The sequence below is a fragment of the Actinoplanes sp. GCM10030250 genome (assembly GCF_042666575.1).
In the GTDB taxonomy this organism is placed as follows: Bacteria; Actinomycetota; Actinomycetes; order Mycobacteriales; family Micromonosporaceae; genus Actinoplanes.
The window spans coordinates 153,548-172,771 of the sequence record NZ_JBHTDO010000010.1; the positions used below are offsets into that span (position 1 = coordinate 153,548).

The following is a 19,224-nucleotide window of genomic DNA, read 5'->3' on the forward strand; positions in this document are numbered from 1 at the left end:
GCGCTCCAGCCAGTGCGGCGTGGCAAGTGCCCGGGTCACGTTTGTGAAACGATGCGGAAGTGGACTTTGACGACGTCAGCCTTGTGATTTGGGACGTGGATGGCACGATGATTCCGGCGGATCTTCGCTGGCTGCGTCGGGCGATCGCCCGAACGTATGAGCTCACGGAGAACGCTGTCACCTTCCCAGGGAAGAAGGTCCACGGGTACACGGACGAGTCCATCGTTGTTGACACGGCGATCGCCTCGGGTGTTCCTCCTGCCGAGGCCGAGGCCGGCATATCGCGGTTCGGGGAGAAACTCGCTGGCGTGATGGACGAGGGCCGCGAGGAGCTACGCCGCGTCCAACCTCCCTACCCGGGAGTAGCCGCTAGCATTGCTGAGCTGCATCAAGCCGGGTTCGTACAGACGGTCCTAACCGGCAATCTTCGCTCCGCTGCGGAGATCAAGCTGGTCGAACTCGGGCTGGCGACGCATCTAGACCTCCACATCGGTGGTTACGGGTCGGACGATCGTGATCGCTTCAACCTTCCCGCTGTCGTAGCCCAGCGGTTCGAGCGCGTCTACGGACATCGGTTGAGGCCGAGCCGGGCACTTATTATCGGCGACGCGCCGAACGACATAGCCTGCGCGCGGCATGCAGGTTTCCGGGTGGTTGTGGTGACTCACCGAGCGAGCAGAGACGAGTTGACCCCATACGATCCCGACGCCATCGTGGATCACTTTGATTCCCAAACCATTGTCTCAACAGTCCGGTCTATGCTCGGCGACAAGCAGAACGGCAGCAACGATTAGGCCGCCATCATTCGTACATCCAGTTGACGGACGGCCGGATTACCAACCCATGCGCTCAGCTTTTCCCTGGCGCGTTCGGCCCGCCGGATACCACGCAAATTGCCAACAATCTTTAGCTGCTCGTAGGTGTCGCCCAAGATCGAACAGCCCATGGCCAGTTTGCCGATCGCGGCATACGAGCTGGCAAGATCCACCTTTGCGGCGAGGAGGACGTTTGTATTCTGCCGATCGTCTTTCAACTCGTGGAGGACTGACTCAAGTGTGTCGACGGCTTTAACGGGCTCGTCGAGTAGCAATTGGCAGGTTCCTTCGTAGACTCGGACCCGGTTCTGGTTCCAGTCGCTGTACAAGCCAACGCAGTCCCCGGGCTGGATCTCCGCCGCGGCCTGGCGTGCGTGTTCGAGGGCAAGGCTGGCCTCACGACGCAGTTCGAGGGCTGCGTAAGTCTGCGCCTGCTCGGCGGCAATCCGCGCTCGGGCCGGGGCGCTCAGATGACATGCGGCTGAAGCCGCTTCCTCCAGCAGCCTCAGTCCGGCAATGGCGTCCCCGTCAGCGTCGATCAAGCTCGACGCGTCGGAGTGCAGATTACTTTCGAAGATCCGCGCTGTGGCGCCAAGGAAAGGATTTCGTAGCCGATCGGCGAGCCTTCGTGCATAGGCACAATGTGCGAGCGCCATGGCCCGATTGCCTTGGGCACTCCATAGACGACTGGCGACGACCGACGCTTCACCGAGCATGGCGCCAATCTTGACCCTAACAGGGTCGGAACCGGCATTACGGAGTAATGTTGACAAGCAGTCTCGGTGTGCCTCAACCAGGCTCAGCAGGGCCATCGGCGCGACGGCCTGCCGCTGCTGCGCAAGCATGCTCGTGACCCGGGAGAAGCTATTCCAGTCATTGTCCGCGGAATCCAATGATTCGAACAGTTCCTCGTAAATCACCTGTGCTGAAGGGCCAGCATCGGCGAGCCTTGAGTGCGCGGATTCGGTTCCCTGGTCGGATGCAGTGGCTGTCGGCCTGCTGGCAAGTGTGCGCCCTGTGCGTGTCCTCGGTATTAAGGGGTGAGGGCGGATGCTCGATTCACGGGACAAAACCTGGGGTGGACTAGCGACCCCGAGGATCACGAGCCGCTGGCTGCTGAGGGATAGGTCAAGAGCGGGGCTTGGCGGGAGAGAACTGGTGGCAGTCGGCTGCTGCTTCTTCTTGTCGAAGAGGCCGATCTCTGCGTCGGTGGCAACCTGCAGTAGATGCCGAAACGCCTGACGGCGCGGCGACCTAGGCCACGTGACCTTACCCAGTTCGATCTTGCCGATGTCGTTGGCGGTCAGCAGGTGTGAAGCCGGGACGATCTCGTTCGCCGCATTGGCGAGAGCCTCTCTGCTACCGAACAGGTGCACGCGGGCGTCGCGGAAGAGGTCGTTCGGGACCGGTGCTTGCGCGGACATGCCGCCTCCTGCAGCGCTGTGTTTAATCGAAGCGGATCAGGCTTCTCGCATCGTGGTCTGCGGTCGACCAAGTCCGCAAGGTATGGGCTTGTTGCCAGCCACTCGTCAGTGTGATTTTGATAGTCGCGAGCCAGGGGCACCTGCCGGCGAGCTTCTGACCGGTGGCGCCAGCCTGGTCCGCGGCGTCCGACGCCTACGGTCCAACGCCCTTCGGGCTTTCGGAAGGCTGGTGGTCGAATTCTCCGGCTTTGACACCGGCGACGAAGGCTCCGATCTCGTGCTCGTTATAAGTCAGCACGCCAAGGCCGGGTTGCTCAGCATCGGCGATGGTGATCAGGCCGTCTCCCTTGAAGCGCACCTCGATACGACCGTGGTGATCAGTGAACGACACGGGGCCGCCGAAGTGACCGTATCGAACGTGACAAACGAGCTCCTGGAAGTCGTCACCGGTGAACCGGAGAGTGAGGGCGTCTGGGTTCTTGGAATCTCGCACACTCACCTGCCCGGTCTCGTCGAACTTGACTTCCACACAGCCTGCGACGGTCGCCGGTTCAGCGATCATCAAGTCTTCGACGTTGGTGTCGACGGTGACAAGCTCCAGGGCCTCGGGTTCTTGGTAGGTGTAGACGGAGAACTCCGTACGGGCCTGCGCGTAACCCTGAACCCTGGCGTTCAGGGGAAGAATGCGCACGGTGACGGCCGGCATGTTGATCGTTACGCCGATAAGGTGGGTCAACTGCGCCTGCATGACCTGCGGTGGTGCGAGATGCCGATGTAGCACCGCTTCGTCGATGATCACCTCATAGGTGACAGCGTCCGCGCCCAGCAAGATCGCTTGCCGCTGCGTCCGCGCCTCGACCATACGCGCGGCCGAGAAGCGACGCGGCGTCCCTGGTCTGTCGGCTTCAGCTCGCACCCGTGCGAACTCCGGCATTTGCAGCAGACCGGGAACAAGGGCTGGCTGGTGCTGAACGATCCGGACGGCGCCCGCCTCGAGGCCCGCGATATGTGCCTGTCGTGGACCCATCTCGTCGTCGAAACGCTCCCACCAGCCCGCTTGAGCCGACCCTTTCGCTAGATTCATGATCTTCGCTGCACGAGTGGGGTTCACTCCAAGGTGCCTAGTGATCAGTTGAATGACGTCAACGCTGACCCGCTTTCTCGCGGTCTCGATATGGCTGATCTTCTGTCGCTGAGTTCCCGTTTCATTGGCAAGCCGATCGGCCGTATATCCCGCCTGGTTCCGGGCGTCGACCATTTCGGCAGCGAGTCGTAGCCGCCAAACGTATGGGCTTATTCTCGGCAATGCGACCTCCGCCGGAAATCGTTGACGTCGTGCGCCGATCTTCTAAGGTCGGGCGCAACGATGGCATCGTAACCTAGCTTTTCATAGTCGACCGACCGGCAGCAAACGCCTCGACGGCGGAAGACCAGGTCGCTTCACATAATTCCCCTCTCGATTCCCCTCTAAATTCCCCTAACATTCCCATGTTTCCGGCCTTCCACGCCTGACGGCAATGCGTGATCGTGGACCCTACGCCGACACCGAGTTACCAATTCTCGTAGCCACGGCCTGACGCATCGGAACATTCAGCGGACCGCTTCATGACGTCCTGGGAGCTTTGATGAATCGAGATACCGGCTCGACCCACCGCAACCAAGACGGATCCCGCTCGAACTCCCCGCCTTCCGAAACTGGTGACGCGCGATTGCCTGAAGACCGTCGTGCTCACGGGCGACGGCCAACCGTTCGCCGCTTCCACACCGGGCGCCTGCGGCTTGGCAACACCGAAGCACCGCGTCGCCTCCAAGGCCCGGTGCCCGACGTGGAAAGCCGTCGATCCTGCACGCAGCCGGCGTACCGAGGAGCGAAGAACCTTCTTGCTGTGTCTCTGAGGTTCGGTGTTCCGGCGGAAGCGCCACGATGACGGCGATGCCCCGCGCTGCGCCTGGGGACGCGCCGAAACGGCACGGTGATGGCGCTGACCTGCGCCGTTCGGCGGCGGGCGTCTATTGCCGGTCGCATGCAGGTTGGCGACGCTGCGTCAGGCCCCGGATCACCGGCATTGATGAGCGATCGGGTAGCGCGTCCAGCCAACTGCCACCGCGTGAAGCGACGCCGACAGAAGGAACAGGTGAAGGGAGCACGCAGATGATCGCGCATGCCGGCCTGGCGCCACTGGGCAGCCCGGATGTGCAGGCCATGCCGGTCCTCCGCCCTAGCACCCCCGAGGTGAGCCTGCAGACAATCGCTGAACGCCTGGCCGGGAAGGTCATTGCCGATCGACGTGCCGATCTGCTGATCTTGTCGGCGGAAGCCCTGGCCTGGCAGGGACATCCGGACGCGGCGCTGAAAGCAAGTCGGGGCGCAGCCGACATCACGCAACAGTCTGCCGGTGATCTTCGCCGCCGGACTCTGGCCGTCGGTGTCAGCGCCGACGTGGCCTTGCGCGTGGGCGGCGCCGACGCAGCCGATGCGTGTGCCGCTTTCGTGCACGCGGTCGCCGGCGAACAGCCGTTCAGCTGGCTCCGCTACGTCGTGGCTAGCGCGATGCAGGCGATCGCGGTCTACCAGCGGAGCCACTGCCAGGCCGGCACTCGCATGCTGGCCGGGTTACTCGGCAAGGTGGAGGCCGACACCTGCCTGTCGACGATGTTGGCTGCCGCGGCTTCGGTGATGGAGCGGGGTTGCACACCAGGAGCCGTCCTACCGCCGCTGGCTGGGTTGGTGCCGCCGCTGCCGGGTCTGCTGCTGGTGCCGGATCTGAGCAGCGAGGCCACGAGTGTCGGACCGGCGGACATCGTTGAGGCTTTCGCTGGCCGGGTTCGGCTTCATCCGGCCGCACACGCCTGCGGGCTCACCGTCGCGTCCGCGTCTGCGCCCGGCCGGCTGGGCGAGAGGAACGGCCGATGCTGACCGTTCGTGACGTCACCTTCTGGGACATCCGCTCGGTTGCCGAGGTTCTCTCGGTCACCACGCTGGACACCGCGCTCGGCCATTGGCTCGGCCCGGATCCCGTCACCCGTGGTCGGCACCTGTACGACTTCTACCAGGCCCGGGTCGTCGAGGCGATCCAGCACGGCACCGCCCGGGTCGCCGACGAGCCGGGCGAGGTGGTCGCGGCGGCGCTGTGGCTGCCCTGCTCCACCGACAGCACCCGGCATCCGGCAGCCGCCCGCGGTGAGGACGGTTTCCACCGACGTCTCGACCAGCTCGGCACCGCACGCAACGAGCCGCGCCTGTCCCAGCCGCACCTGCGGCTAGTGGGCCTGGGCGTGCTGGCCCGATGGCGGAGCCACCGTGTCGCCATCCAACTGCTCACCGAACCTGAGCCGGCCCCGCTACTACCGGCGCGGTGTGTGACCGCGGTTGATGGGCCCCTCGCCGTGCTGTGCGCTCGCTGCGGATACCGCCCGCACGGCGCACCGGTGCTCCTGGCGGCGGGCGGGGCGATCACGCAAACCATGCTGTACAGCCCCGAACTGAGCATTCCTGGCCGCCGCAACACGTCAGCTCGCCGGTACCGGGCCGGGTCCGCGCGCGTGACCAACCATGGCGGGGGCACAGTCGGCATCCGTGGGTCCCGCGAGGACAGGCGGTGACCGCGCCCCCGACACGGCGGCTCGCCGCACCGGACATGGGCCTACTCGCAGCGCATTCTTCCCGTCGCCGGACAGCTGTGCTCGTCGCGGCTACGCCATTCACCTTCTCCCAAACCCTGGGGCTTGCGATGCGGGGCCCGGCCATCTGGATCGCTGACGCCCTCGCCGTACACCGGTCACGTCACCGTCAGTCCACACCCTCCGTGCCGAACTATCGGGAGAAGCCCTCTTTGCCCACTGCTTCGTCGCTAGTGGGCGTCGGATGAGCAGCGACCGTGCGCCTGCCCCTCCCGGCATCAACATTAACGTCCCGCACTCGGCTCGTGTTTACGACTACTGGCTCGGCGGCAAGGACAACTTCGCGGTCGACCGGGCCGTCGGCGAGGCCATGATGCAGGCCATCCCCGGGATGCGGTACATGGCCGGGGAGAACCGCAAGTTCGTCCACCGGGTGGCCCGTGACCTGGTCGAACGCGAGGGCATCCACCAGTTCCTCGACGTCGGCACCGGCATACCGACGCGGCCCAACCTGCACGAGGTCGCTCAGCAGATCCGTCCGGACGCCCGGGTGGTCTATGTGGACAACGACCCGATCGTGCTGGTCCACGCCCGCGCCCTGATGCTCAGCCACCCCGAGGGCCGCAGTGAGTACATCTCGGCCGACCTGCGCGACCCGGCCTCGATCGTGACCGACCGGGCGCTGCTGGACACCCTGGACCTGACCAAGCCGGTCGGGCTGACCCTGATCGCCATCCTGATGCTGCTCGCCGACGAGGACGACCCGTGGAGCAAGGTGGCCGAGCTGCGCGACGCGCTGCCGTCGGGCAGCTGCCTGGCCATCACCCACCCGACGGCCGACTTCAACCCGGCCGAGGTGGACGCGGCGGTCGCGGCCGCCACCGGGGCGGGGATGACCCTGGTCACCCGCGCGGAGGAGCAGGTCTGTGCCTTCTTCGGCGATTGGGAACTGCTGGAGCCCGGACTGGTACCGGTCTCCGCGTGGCGCCCGGACGACCCGAATGTCGATCCCGAAGCCGCCTACTACTGGGCCGGCATAGCGCGGAAACCGTGACAGCCAACGGCACGCTCTCCGCAGGAACATTGCCCGACCGACCCATCTCTCCGCTTGTTTTTTGACCGTATTCGACCGACGGGGAAAGGCCGATGCGCACTCCAGCCCCACCTGACACCGGAAACCCGCCACGCTCGCGCACGACAAAGCCGACGTCGACACCGAACGAGACCCTACGGAGACTACGGGAGCGGACGCCCTCGCCGTTTCGCCGGGATCAGTTCATGTCGCGTTCCGAAATGGCGGAAGCCGTCAACAGGATCCTCGACGAGCTGTATCCGGACGAGAACCTGAGACCTCTGTATGTCACCCGGCAGTGGGTCGGGTTCATGGAACGCGGCCAAAACCACTGGCCCCGGAAACACCGCCGCGCCGCGTTACGGCGCCTGTTCGATGTCGCCACCGACGCGGAGCTCGGGCTGTACGTCAGCCAGAGCACCGGGCCGCTGCACAGCGATGACGAAACAGCACCGGAGACCGGGCTCGGCGCCAGCGGCCAGCCGACTAGGCCGGCCGCCATGACCAGGACCGCGCCGGCGAACGCCCACGGTTCCCCTGCCATCGACGCCACGCGACCGAATGCGGCCCGCCGATACAACTACTGGCTCGGCGGCAAGGACAACTTCGCCCCCGACCGGGAATCAGGCAACATGATCGCCGACGTGTTTCCGTCAGTAATTCAGGCCGCCCGCCAGAATCGCGCATTCCTGCACCGCATGGTCCGGTATCTCGCCGCCGAGTGCGGCGTCCGGCAGTTCCTGGACATCGGCGCCGGCCTGCCGACGCCGGACAACACCCATGAGATCGCGCAGAAGGTCTCACCGGAGGCCCGGGTGCTGTACGTCGACAATGACCCGCTGGTGATGGTCCACGCGCGGGCGTTGATGATCAGTGATCAAGTAGGCTGCACCGGTTATTTGGAAGCCGATGTCCGTGATCCCGCATCTCTGCTGCGCGATCCCATCTTCACTCGCACCCTGGACTTGGACCAGCCCGTCGCTGTACTGCTGGTCGCGGTGCTGCACTTCCTGCCCGACGACGACCAAACCGCCGACATCGTCCGGCAGTTGGTCGACGCGCTGGCGCCGGGCAGCTTCCTGGTGATCAGTCACGCCACCCTGGACCATCAGGACGGCGACGCCGTGGCTCGCTTTGAGGCGATGTCCGCCGCGGGCGAGATCGATGTCCGGCCACGGCCGGAGCACCTCATCCGCGGTTACTTCGAGGGCCTCGACCTGGTGGCACCCGGGATCGTCTCGATCGCCGACTGGCGCCCCGGCAACGACGACGAGCGGCCCAGCCCGGGTGACATCGCCATGTACGGGGCGGTCGGCACCCGATCCAAGGCGGTCAGCGCTGGCTGACACCACACCCCCGGCCGGTCGGCGATGTCGCTAGCGCGGATTGGCTCTTCACCGCCGATAAACCGGCTGGTTGATCGCTGCAATTTCAAGCATTTCTGATTGCAGCGAGCATTGCTAGGCAGCCGCGTGTTCGACGCGCTCTCACACTGATACATGCGCGAACCACGGCCGTTCCAACCGTGTTTCAGTACGCCGTTTCCAACCCTTTTTCGGCATTCCCAAGGTCCGATCAATTTGCCAGTGTGGACATGTACTCAGTGATCACTGCTGCGGCCAGGGTCTTCCCTTCTGGCAGCGGTGGGGATCGCGCCGGCTGCCATCGGCAGCATGGCCATCCGCGAGCACCGCCCGGCATCAGCGTTGGCGGCGTCACCCGGGGGATATTTCACGATGAAGACTTACCTAGCACCCACGCCCGTCTCTTGCGACGTGCAAGGCACCACGGGGCCGGCGGCACATGTCGCGGCACAGCCCCAACCGGACCAAGCCCGAGCCGGAAACCCCTGTCCCGGCAGCCGCGTTGCCGTGGCTTGGGAGGTGGTCGCGTGACCCGAGCAACCCTCGCGCGGCTGACGATGGGCACCGTCGCGGTCGGCAGCCTCGGCGTGCTGGCTAGCTCACCGTTGACGGTGCTCAACGGCGGCATCACCACCACCTATCGCACGACCGGAGTCACCGGGCAGCCCTTGGCCTTCGTCGTGGTCATGTTCGTGATCGGTTTGCTCGCCGTCGCCTACGTGGCCGTGGGCCGGCACGTCCGGCACGGCGCCCCGTTCTACGCGCAGCTGGCGCAGGGCACCAACCCGACGCTCGGACTCGCCGCAGCCGGGGTGACGTTCGTCGGCTACAACGCCTTGCACATCTCGCTGTACCCGGTGCTGGGGACCACCATGGCCGGCCTGCTCGGCGGGCCATGGTGGTTGTGGGCGCTCCTGGGTGGCGTGGCCGTGTTCCTGCTCGGCCAGTACCGCGGCAACATCGCCGCGAAGGTTCTCGGGATCGCGCTGGCCCTGGAACTCGTCGTGATGATGCTGTTCATCGCCGCCGGACTGACCCAACCTGCTGGCGGCGCCGTGTCGTTCGCTGGGTTCGCCCCGTCGAGTCTGCTGGTCCCGGGGATGGCGGCCAGCGTGATCGTGTTCGCCGTCGCCGCGTACGCCGGCATCGACACCGTTCTGGCCTTCGCCGAGGAAGCCAAGACGTTCCGGGCCCTGGCAGTCGGCACCGGCGGGGCGATCGCCGTATGCGGCGTGCTGTACTGCCTGGCCTCGTGGGCTTACAGCTCTTGGATCGGCCTCGACAACCTGCAGACCGCGGCCGGCCAGGACGACAGCCAGCCGTTAACGCTGCTCGGCACCGTCTACGGGCCGGTGATCGCCGACCTGGCCATGGTGCTGCTGGGCACCAGCGTGCTGGCCGCGATGTCGGCGTTCGCCGCCGCCGACGCCCGCATCGTGTTCAACCTGTCCCGCGAAAACGTACTGCCTGCCTGGTGCGGCAAAGTCAGCGAAGGCAGCACCGGCGGGGCCCCGCTCGGCGGCGCCACCGTGCAGGCGGTCACCGCCGCCGTCGTCCTGGCCCTGTTCATGGCCGCCGGCGCCGACCCGATGGCAACCATCTTCACCTGGCTGTCCACCATCGGCGCCGTCTGCGTCCTGGTGCTGCTGACCGCAGCAAACTGGTCGGCACTAACGTTCTTCGAACGCGGCCTCGGCGGCACCGAATCAGTGTGGATCCGGCAGGTGTTCCCGTTCACCGGCGGCATCATCGGCATCTTCGTCGTGCTGTTCATGGTCTCCAGCCTCAGCAACCTGCTCGGCACCCCACCCGGCTCGGCCACACCCTGGCTGGTCGCCGCCCCGATCATCACCGCGATCATCATCGCCACAGTGACCGGCCTGGTCCTGCGCCGCACCCGCCCCGACGTGTACGCGCAGATCGGCCGGGGAGTGCCCGACGGGCGCACCGTCCAAGACCATGTCCTCGAGGGCGTCGAGGTATGAACACCGTGACCAACCCCCGCCCGCCCCGCCCGCTGCCCCCAAACCCGGCCGGCCACCGGCAGTACGACGGCAACAGAGACCACCTGGCGCCGTACCCCGCCGAGCAGACCGACCTACCGATGCCCCATCACGGTGCAGCACAAGGCATCTTCAGTGAGCCTCGGCCCGACCACGGCACACACCACGGCTCGCGAGACCCCGGCGACGAGCAGCCAGCGGATCCGACAGAAGCTGAGCTGGCAGCACTGCGACACGAACAGGACCGCGCCTGGCGGCAGGCACGGGACGAGGAAGACCGCGCCCGGCGCCAGGAGGAACAGCGACGGCGTGACGGTGCCCTGCAATGGCAGGTGTTCCACCGCGCCTGGACGCTGTCGATCAAACACGCCCAAGCCGCCTGGGAGATGCGGATCCGGCAGCCGATCGCCCCGTACGCGGTCGCGTTCCTGTTCCGCCAGCCCACCAATGCCACACTGCCGACCCACGGGCTTCTTGAGGTGAAAGCAGCCACGAAACTGTGGCTTTCAAGCCCGGAAACCGAAGACCCCGCCGACCTTCTCGCCGCCGCCACCGACCTGGTCCGCAACCGCGACCCCGAGCAGCCGTGGGACGTACGCGACGAGCTGGCCAACCGCTGCGACGGCGGCATGCTCCCGCAAGCGGAATACCTCGGGCTGGCCATGTCGAATCTGAACACCCACACCGGCACCTTCGCCGAGGTCAGCCGAGCCGTCACCAGCCAGCTCGGTATCCCCGGCACGATCCTGTTCGTCGCCGCCGAACCCGGCCCGCAAGCCCTTCTCGCCGACCGGCGCGGCGTCAACGACCGCAACCGGGTAACCATCCACAGCCATCGCGCCCTGAGCACCCCTCAGGTGACCTCCCCGTACCCATACCTCGACGTCAGCCTCCACCGGCTGTACCAGGACGCCGTCCACGGCGACCTGCTCACCTGGATGCACGACCTCGACCGGGAGATCCGCGCCGCCGACCAGACCCGTCGCGCCCTCACCACACACCCGGCCCGCCGGCAGGCCGGCCCCACCCGACGCGACAGCCGACGGAGATCTCAATGAGCCTCGACGACCTCACCCGCCCCGCCCCGGTCGACCACACCACGACGCCTCAAGCGGCGCCCGGCCGCGCGGCCGCAGCAGCTGACCGCCGCTACAACCTGGCCTTCCCCGGCGCCACCGACATCACCTACCCCGCCCTCGCCGAACTGCTCACCACCCGGCTGCTCAACAACGTCGGCGACCCCTGGCAGCCCGGACACGGCCCCAACCACACCAAAGAGGCCGAACGCGACGTCGTACGCTGCATCGGCCAACTATTCGGCGCCGGCGACGACGTGTGGGGCTACGTCACCACCGGCGCCACCGAAGGCACCCTGCACGCCATCGACGAAGCCCTCACCGCCCACCCCGACACGATCATCTACGCCTCCACCGCCGCCCACTACTCGGTAGCCAAAGCCGCACGCCTCGTCCGTGCACCGCTGACATTGATCGGCACGAACCAGCACGGCCGGATGCGGCTCGCCGAACTCCGTCACCACCTCACCGCGAACCGCCAGCGCGCCGCGATGATCGTCGCGACCGTCGGGACCACCGAACGGGAAGCCGTCGACGACGTCGCCGGCATCACCACCCGCTGCGACGACCTCGGCATCCGCCGGCGGCGCATCCACGTCGACGCCGCCCTCGCCGGTATCCCCCTGGCCCTGCTGCCCGTCGCCCGTCGCCCGACGTTCGGTTTCACCGCCGGCGCCACCAGCATCGTCATCTCCGGGCACAAATTCCTGTCCACCCTGATGCCCTGCGCCGTACTGGCCTACCCACGCCCGCCGACCGGCCACACCCAGCAGCCGATCCCCTACATCGGCGCCGCCGACACCACCATCACCGGCTCCCGATCCGGACACACCCCACTGCTGCTGTCCCATGCCCTGTTCCACCACGGCATCGACGAACACCGCGCCCGCGCCAACGGCGCGCGCGACCTGGCCGCCCACACCGTTGACGCCCTGCACCGCATCGGCTGGCCCGCGCAACGCCTTCCCGACGCCTTCACCATCACCCTCGATCAGCCCGCCACGCCGCTGCCACGACCCTGGGTCCTCGGCGGCGACAGCCACACCGGGCGAATCATCTGCATGCCCGGCATCGAACCAGCGTGGATCGACGAACTGCTCACCGACCTCGCCCACCAGCGCCGCGGCCGCACCATCCCCAGCCCTCGCCGACCGTCAGCACCGGCCCGGGCCACCAACACACCGCGCTAGCCGCAGAACACCGCAGCCACCAGCACCCGGGCAGCGCGGCAAACCAGGACTCGAGCTGCCCGCCTCGCCCGGCAACTGCCATCCGGCACCTCCACTACAGCGCCGCGGGCCTCGTCCCGCTGCCCACTGCCTATCGCCCGACGAGAGCCCGATGACTACCTCTCAACCCACGCCGGCTACAGGCCAGAAACCGATCCCCCACCTCAAGTACCCGAAACTCACCCCGACGCAGTACGCCATGATCCGGCGAAAAATCCTCAACCGGCACCGCAACGGCGCCCCACTCGCCGCCATCGCCCGCGACGTCGGCCGCGGCACCAAATTCATCCGCAGCGTTCTCACCGAAGCCGGCGTGCAGATCCGCAAACAACGCACCGCCGGCCCACGCCTACGCCCAGGATCCGTGGCCGAAAAGCAAGCCGCCGCACGCGTCGGCCGCATGTACAGCGACGACAAGAAATCGATCCGCACGATCGCTGCCGAGCTCGGCGTCTCCTACGGGACCGCCCACCGGCTGCTGCACCTCTCCGGCGTCGAGATCCGCAACCGTGGCGACTGGCGCCGCCAACCGACATCAGCCGCGCCCCGCGAGGACCGATGAGACCCGACAACCACGAGCCGACGCCACGGCATGACCTCGTCCACCCGCCACCGCCAGCGCCGCCGCCCGGACCAGCCGCTCATGACACACCGATGCCGGCGACACCCCGCCCACCCACTCCGGGGTCGCCGCGCCGAGCCGCCACCGTCACCCGCCGCCGGCTGACCGGTCAGGTCGTCGGCAACACCACGCTCGCCTGCTTCTTCGGATGCCTCGTCCTGCTGTTCGGCTGGGCGGCCACCGTTCTCGCACAGCGATACGGCAGCTCGGCGCTCCTGGCCGCCCTGTCCCTGGCCTGCCACGCGACGCTGGCCACCGCCGCCCTGGTTCTGGCCGCCATGATCGCCGCCAGGGCCAGGCACCGCCGGCCCACCACGTCGCTGTTGACCGCAGCATCCCGGCTCGCCTGGCTGCACCTCAGCGTCGCGCTCGCCGTGCTGCTGCTCATCGCGATCACCAGCCCGTACGTCGTGCCTCTCGCGCTTATCCCGGTTGTGTTGGCCGGCACCGCCGGGCTGTTCCTGCTCAACACCCGTGACGCCGTGCGCCGCTATGCCGACAACGTGCCTCGGGATGCCGATGAGGTCGTGACCGGCGCCCGGCTGGAGTGAGACAAACCGCAGAAAGACATCCAGCCGCACATCTCTCGCACCACGAACTACATCCGTCAAGACCTGCCCGCCGGAAAGGACACGTCACGTGGTCTACAGCCCTCATCGCCGATACCGGATACAGTGCTGCCTCGGCCGGCCCCAGCCCCAGCAACTCCGCCAGCCCACCGCAGTGAGCCTCCCGCCGTACTTCGCCCCCACCGCGGCCCTCCGCCAAAACCTCGATGCGCTGCCCCACGCCATCGACACAGCACGTCAGCTGCTGACCGAAGGCCGCACCGCGGCCGCGGCTCAACTACTGAGCCGGCACCTCGGCGGCATCGACCTCACCAGGGTGCCCGGCAACCCCATCCTCATCGGCGCCTGCACCTTGTACGCGCCACTCACCCACGGCCACCGACAAGTCCACGTCGCCCGGTACGCGTACGACCCCGCCCGCCGCCTCCACCAGGACCACCACCCCCGGCTGCTCGCCGCCATGGAAACGCTCGCCGAAGTCCTGCACCAGCAGGGCGAATGCGAGGAATCCGTCATGCTGCGCTGCGAGCTCATCACCACCTACCTGCAGCTCAACCGGCCCAGCGACGACCTCCTGATCCGGGCAGCCGTGGCCGGCTGCCTCCACGACAGCGGCCACTGCACCGGCGCAGCAGACGCGATCAGCCCCGCCTGGCTTCTGTGGCGACGACGTCCCGACGTCAACGGCGCAAACCCGACCGGTGAGACCGTCCTACGCACCTATCTGCGGATCCTCGACGGCTACCGCCGCCACGCGGACCTCGCACTCCTCCGCGACGAAGCCCGCCACACCCCCTCGCCTCACTACTGCCCGGCCAGGCCAAGATCCGCTACTTGCCGGACGCCGAGACCACCTCGCGCCACCGCCCTGTCTGCGCCTACCGCCCCCATCGCCTCGGCCACGCCGAAACGCACCAAACGTGGTGACCGAAATTCACCGGCCCATCCGCCTCGCAGCCGTCGCGCAGAGCCGGCCCAAATGCGAGCCACCGGCGCGCCGGACGAGACACAACAGACACGCACCTGCCCGGTTCGAGTTGCGCAGTGCCCCACACGACCCTCGGACCGGGCAGGCCCAGCCGCCGTGCTTCACCCCCACCCCAGCACCCGGGCGTCTACCAGTGCATCAGTCGCGGCGCCCGCAGCACCACCGCTTCCGCCCTGGCCACGATCCGCTTAACCGAAAGGGAGCTTCACCCCCATGAGCAGTACCGAGAACACCACCACGACCAACGTGCCCCCCGTCGCCGACACGCGCCGACACGCTGAGTGCTTCACCGAACCGGCAGCCGGAACCCGGCGACCGCCGCGGCTGTCAGGTCGGCAGATCGTGCTGTCCGACGAGGCCGACCTCAGGCGTACCCGCAGGTGGCTGACCCGGCTGCTCGTCTTCGACCGTTCCCACGGCTGCTGGGTACTGCTGACACCCGGCGACGACCACGCGTTTCTGCTGCTCGACGACATGAACCAGCAGCTGCACACAGCCACGCAGGTCCAGGACGCTCAACAGTGGGCCGCACAACTGATCGAACGCGAGGACCGGCACGAGTACGGGGATTCGTCGGCGATCCCGCTGACAGTGACCGCATGGCAGCCGGTCCGGTACGCAGCACTTGACGGCTACGCCCCGCTGACCAACTTCACCCCACGGTGCGAGATCGGCGGCGACCTCGACCCGGCAACCGGACGCGACTGCCCCTGCCAGCCGACAACCACCAGCATGGTCAACACCCCGGACAAGACTGCCACCAGAAGCAACGGCAACTGACCGCCGCACACCGTTTCGACGGCCGGTCCACCCGGCGAAGCCTCCCGCCACCACCCCCAGCCTCCGGTGGCGCGACCCGGTGAGCGTGACCGAACATCCTCTTCCTCCGAAGCCCGGTCACGCCCACCCCTGCACCCGGCCACGTCAGGCACGCGCACGACCACACACCAGCCACAACCGCCCGCCCCTGGCCTGGCTCGGCCCGGATCCCAACCCGTCACTACGTCCTTGAAAGCAGTCCCGATGATGCGACTCACCAGACGACCCCGGCGTAGCCGGCCCGCTCCCGCCGCACCAGCCCCCGCCGGCACCGTCGGCGCGACCCCTTCGGGCACCGTGTACGCGATACGCCGGGACTGGGCCGACGGCACCCACGAATTCGTCAGCCCCGCCACCACCCTGACCGACGCCGCCGACCTGTTAAACAGCCAGCACACCCGATGGCGGCGCTCACCCTGGCGACCCCACCTGTGCGTGGTCCTGATCAGCGGCCGCGACTTCTGGCTGCACGCCCACCACCGCAGCCACTGCAAAGCGCCGGACTGCCCCACCACCGGAGCACCCGCATGAGTCACCAGCCAGGCGACCCGCTGCGGCAGCCGCTCCCGCCGCACCCGCCCATCGACTCCACCCGGCCGCACCCCGCCCGCCGCTACAACTACTGGCTCGGCGGCAAAGACACCTACGCCGCCGACCGCCAATCCGGCGACGCCATCGCCGCCCGGTTCCCGGGCATCGTCACCGCCGCACGCGAAAACCACCGGTTCGCCGCGCGTGCCGTGCGTTACCTCGCCCAACGCCACGGCGTCGACCAGTTCCTCGACATCGGTACCGTCCTGCCCACCGACCGGCACCCGCACCACATCGCCCAGCAGATCATCCCGGACTCCCGCGTCGTTTACGTCGACAACGATCCCCTCGTGCTGGTTCATGCCGGCGCCCTGCTCAGCAGCACCCCACCCGGGCGCACTGCCTACCTGCAGGCGGACCTGTGCCAGCCCGGCGCCATCCTCACCAGTGATGAGCTGACCGGCACCCTTGACCTGTCCCGGCCGGTCGGGCTGCTCCTGGTCGCCGTCCTGCATTTCCTTGTCGACGACAAGCAGGCCTACGCCAGCGTCCGGACCCTGCTCCGCGCGCTCGCCCCCGGCAGCTTCCTCGTGCTGTCGCACGTCAGCTATGACCTGCTTCCCGCCGATACCCGGACAGCGCAGACCGACACGGCCTATCCCGGTAAAGACGGGTTCACCAGCCGCACCCGCACCCAGATCGGCCGGTTCTTCACCGGCCTGCACATGCTCAAACCCGGGCTCACCCCGGTCAGCCACTGGCACCACGACCCCCACGACCCACCAGCACCGGCCGACGATCAGGCACCCGTCTACGGCGGCGTCGCCCGCAAACCCTGGTAACCCGCCATGACCACCGATGATGACCAGCCGGCCCTGTGGCATGACCTCATCCACCCCGCCCCACCGGCAACCTCTGCCACCACCGCACCGCCCACAGCCGCCCGCCCCCGGGCGGCCATCACGCCGCGCCGTGATGCCTCGCGGCGATCCGCCCAACCGTGCCCCAACCGCCGCCTGACCCGCCGTGCCATCGAGAACGGTGTCAGCGCCGGCTTCCACGCCGCGCCCGCCATGTTCCTCATCTGGCTGGCCACCGAAGCTGCCCCGCACGACACCGGTCTTGCCGCCGCCATCGCAGCGATAGCCGCGTGGTGCACCCTCGGCGCCCTCACCCACACCGTGACCGCCGCTATCGCCATCCGCAGCCGACACCACCAGCCCACCACTGCGTTGGCCACCACCGCGACCTGGCTCATCAGGCTGCATCTCTGCGCCGCGTGCGCCACCGTGCCCGCCGCTGCCGTCTACAACCCCATAGCCGTCCCCGCAGCCCTCACCGTGCTGTTCGCGGCCACCTTCAGCTGGCTGCTCCTCGTCGAGACCCGCGACACCATCACCGGCCACCGCCAGCACACCCACGACATCCGCTGCCAACCCACCGACAGGTCAACCACCCGTCGGTCTCCCCCGCACCGGACGTCCGATGAACTCCACCCCGACATATAACCCAGCCGGGTGACGACATCGGCGAGTCCACCGAAAACGAACTCACCTGCGACCTACGGGCCACCCTCGGCCCAAGCCCGCAGGTGGACCGTCAATCCGGGCAGTCACCCATCCCAATACGCACAACGAGGATCGATATGCAGCCCGTGCGACGGAGGCTTACGGTGTGTATCGCCGCAATGGTGCTACTGGCGGCAGGAACGTTAGCGGCCGGCTGCTCCATGGCCGGCCTCGCCGTCACTTTCGCAGTAGCCCACGAGCACATAAATGTTTTCGTCACCGCGCTGGAATGGTCCGGAACCACTCTGTGCCTAGCAGCAGCCTTGTTCCGAGTTAGCAACCATGCCCAGGGACCAAGACCTCGAGCTAGTCGCCACCGCCGCTTACTGCGCAGGCTGAGGTGCCCACATCGGTAAAGCCGGCACGTCGAGCGGCCCTCCGGCACGTGACGCAAAGGGGCGTCCATGATCAGCCGGCCCCACACCATCGCCTGTCGGTCATGTGCTGCTGCGCCAAGCCGGCGGTCACCGTGCAGCGACACCAAGTACGACATCACGACGTGGCACGAGCGACGATCAGCGTCTTGCAGCCCCACCGGCATTTGTTACTCTGATAGTCGTACGCATGTTCGATACGACCGCGAATCGGCTCGCACATGCGCAGGTGGCTGCCCTTCCCCGCAGCACAGTGAGACGCGGGAGCAGGCGTGGACACATCCTGGATCGGCGACGGCCGCATCAGCGGTGCCGCCGACGGGCGCGCCGCCCTGGATCGGGTCAATGCGACCGCTCAGACTCGCGGAGCCACGGCCCTGCTCACGCGCCCGGTACAGACAGCAGCGGAAGCGGCGCTTACTGCCCCGGACGCCTCGCGCGCCGTCCCGACCCATCCTGATCTGAATCAGCTCATGCCCTGGCCGGGCGGGATACGCCGCGGCGCCACCGTCGCCGCGGTCGGCTCCACATCGCTGATCATGGTCCTGCTCGCCGGGGCGCTGAAAGACACCGGCGCGTACGCCGCTGTGGTAGGCATGCCCGCGTTCGGCGCGCTATGCGCGAGCGTCGACCACAGCATTCCACTCGGCCACCTCGCCCTGGTCCCAGAGCCGGGCCCGGACTGGCCGACCGTCGTCGCCACACTCCTGGATGGCGTGGACATAGTCGTGGTGCAACCACCGGTCGGCACTGCCGCCGCGATCATCCGCTCGCTGCAGGCCCGAGCCCGCCAGCGCGGTACGGTGCTCGTCTCGACGCAGGTATGGACCGGAGCCGACCTCACCCTGCAAGTGACCGGCCGCCGGTGGCACGGCCTCGGACGAGGGCGAGGCCGTCTGAAGTGGCAGGAGCTGGACGTGCAGACCAGCGGGCGGGGTAGCGCTGCACGCCCCCGCTCGACCACGCTCACTCTGCACTACCGACCGCCTGTGATTGTCCCGCCGCCAGCTCGCCGCCTCGCGCCGTCATCCACCTTGCCAGAACCGCTTGCGAACGGACACTGGGGAAACCTTGAGACCCGACCAGCGTCGAGCCCGTGGGCAGCACTCAACGATCGAGCCACCTGACCGACTTTGGCGTTGGGGGTTC

The 19,224-nt window shown here is 67.6% G+C and carries 17 protein-coding genes; 14 read left to right on the plus strand and 3 right to left on the minus strand.

Annotation, left to right across the window (positions count from 1 at the left end; genetic code table 11):
* The first annotated feature begins 59 nt into the window (after positions 1-59).
* Positions 60-794 (plus strand): HAD family hydrolase, encoded by a 735-nt coding sequence (locus tag ACFQV6_RS15870; protein WP_378028238.1) that lies wholly within the window; start codon positions 60-62, stop codon positions 792-794.
* Here the strand turns inward: ACFQV6_RS15870 and ACFQV6_RS15875 are convergent.
* Both ACFQV6_RS15875 and ACFQV6_RS15880 read right to left on the minus strand, forming a co-directional pair.
* The gene (locus tag ACFQV6_RS15875) at positions 791-2,239 is read right to left on the minus strand and encodes a hypothetical protein (RefSeq protein ID WP_378028239.1); all 1,449 of its coding nucleotides are present in this window, start codon (positions 2,237-2,239) and stop codon (positions 791-793) included. The genes ACFQV6_RS15870 and ACFQV6_RS15875 overlap by 4 nt on opposite strands.
* A gap of 193 nt (positions 2,240-2,432) precedes the next feature.
* Positions 2,433-3,497 (minus strand): Scr1 family TA system antitoxin-like transcriptional regulator, encoded by a 1,065-nt coding sequence (locus ACFQV6_RS15880; protein ID WP_378028240.1) that lies wholly within the window; start codon positions 3,495-3,497, stop codon positions 2,433-2,435.
* Positions 3,498-4,391: 894 nt separating this feature from the next.
* Here ACFQV6_RS15880 and ACFQV6_RS15885 point away from each other — a divergent pair.
* The 9 genes from ACFQV6_RS15885 to ACFQV6_RS15925 all read left to right on the plus strand — a co-directional run bounded on the left by ACFQV6_RS15885 (position 4,392) and on the right by ACFQV6_RS15925 (position 13,777).
* Complete coding sequence (locus ACFQV6_RS15885; RefSeq protein WP_378028241.1) at positions 4,392-5,156, plus strand: hypothetical protein; 765 nt, start codon at positions 4,392-4,394, stop codon at positions 5,154-5,156.
* Positions 5,150-5,842, plus strand: coding sequence for a hypothetical protein (locus tag ACFQV6_RS15890; RefSeq protein ID WP_378028242.1), 693 nt, complete (start codon positions 5,150-5,152; stop codon positions 5,840-5,842). Before ACFQV6_RS15885 ends, ACFQV6_RS15890 begins: the two co-directional genes overlap by 7 nt.
* Positions 5,843-6,104: 262 nt before the next feature.
* Positions 6,105-6,914 carry an SAM-dependent methyltransferase gene (locus ACFQV6_RS15895; protein ID WP_378028243.1) on the plus strand — a complete coding sequence of 270 codons (810 nt, stop codon included), beginning with the start codon at positions 6,105-6,107 and terminating at the stop codon, positions 6,912-6,914.
* A gap of 239 nt (positions 6,915-7,153) precedes the next feature.
* Positions 7,154-8,278: an SAM-dependent methyltransferase gene (locus ACFQV6_RS15900; protein WP_378028244.1), complete on the plus strand. Its 1,125-nt coding sequence runs from the start codon at positions 7,154-7,156 to the stop codon at positions 8,276-8,278.
* Between the two features lie 545 nt (positions 8,279-8,823).
* Positions 8,824-10,281 (plus strand): APC family permease, encoded by a 1,458-nt coding sequence (locus tag ACFQV6_RS15905; RefSeq protein ID WP_378028245.1) that lies wholly within the window; start codon positions 8,824-8,826, stop codon positions 10,279-10,281.
* Complete coding sequence (locus tag ACFQV6_RS15910) at positions 10,278-11,357, plus strand: hypothetical protein (protein ID WP_378028246.1); 1,080 nt, start codon at positions 10,278-10,280, stop codon at positions 11,355-11,357. Before ACFQV6_RS15905 ends, ACFQV6_RS15910 begins: the two co-directional genes overlap by 4 nt.
* Positions 11,354-12,565: a pyridoxal-dependent decarboxylase gene (locus ACFQV6_RS15915; protein WP_378028247.1), complete on the plus strand. Its 1,212-nt coding sequence runs from the start codon at positions 11,354-11,356 to the stop codon at positions 12,563-12,565. Before ACFQV6_RS15910 ends, ACFQV6_RS15915 begins: the two co-directional genes overlap by 4 nt.
* Positions 12,566-12,716: 151 nt before the next feature.
* On the plus strand, positions 12,717-13,166 hold the full coding sequence (locus tag ACFQV6_RS15920; protein WP_378028248.1) for a helix-turn-helix domain-containing protein: 450 nt from the start codon (positions 12,717-12,719) through the stop codon (positions 13,164-13,166).
* Between the two features lie 92 nt (positions 13,167-13,258).
* A complete protein-coding gene (locus ACFQV6_RS15925) occupies positions 13,259-13,777 on the plus strand; it encodes a hypothetical protein (protein ID WP_378028249.1) in 519 nt (172 codons plus the stop codon).
* Positions 13,778-14,072: 295 nt separating this feature from the next.
* On the opposite strand, the gene ACFQV6_RS15930 is transcribed toward ACFQV6_RS15925, so the two are convergent.
* Positions 14,073-14,414 carry a hypothetical protein gene (locus tag ACFQV6_RS15930; RefSeq protein ID WP_378028250.1) on the minus strand — a complete coding sequence of 114 codons (342 nt, stop codon included), beginning with the start codon at positions 14,412-14,414 and terminating at the stop codon, positions 14,073-14,075.
* Between the two features lie 582 nt (positions 14,415-14,996).
* Between ACFQV6_RS15930 and ACFQV6_RS15935 the strand changes: the two genes are divergently transcribed.
* The 4 genes from ACFQV6_RS15935 (at position 14,997) to ACFQV6_RS15950 (ending at position 19,202) form a co-directional block, all read left to right on the plus strand.
* Positions 14,997-15,563 (plus strand): hypothetical protein, encoded by a 567-nt coding sequence (locus tag ACFQV6_RS15935; RefSeq protein ID WP_378028251.1) that lies wholly within the window; start codon positions 14,997-14,999, stop codon positions 15,561-15,563.
* A 566-nt stretch (positions 15,564-16,129) separates the two neighbouring features.
* Positions 16,130-16,975: an SAM-dependent methyltransferase gene (locus tag ACFQV6_RS15940; protein ID WP_378028252.1), complete on the plus strand. Its 846-nt coding sequence runs from the start codon at positions 16,130-16,132 to the stop codon at positions 16,973-16,975.
* A gap of 6 nt (positions 16,976-16,981) precedes the next feature.
* A complete protein-coding gene (locus ACFQV6_RS15945) occupies positions 16,982-17,641 on the plus strand; it encodes a hypothetical protein (RefSeq protein ID WP_378028253.1) in 660 nt (219 codons plus the stop codon).
* Between the two features lie 706 nt (positions 17,642-18,347).
* On the plus strand, positions 18,348-19,202 hold the full coding sequence (locus ACFQV6_RS15950; protein WP_378028254.1) for a hypothetical protein: 855 nt from the start codon (positions 18,348-18,350) through the stop codon (positions 19,200-19,202).
* The last annotated feature ends 22 nt before the right edge of the window (positions 19,203-19,224 follow it).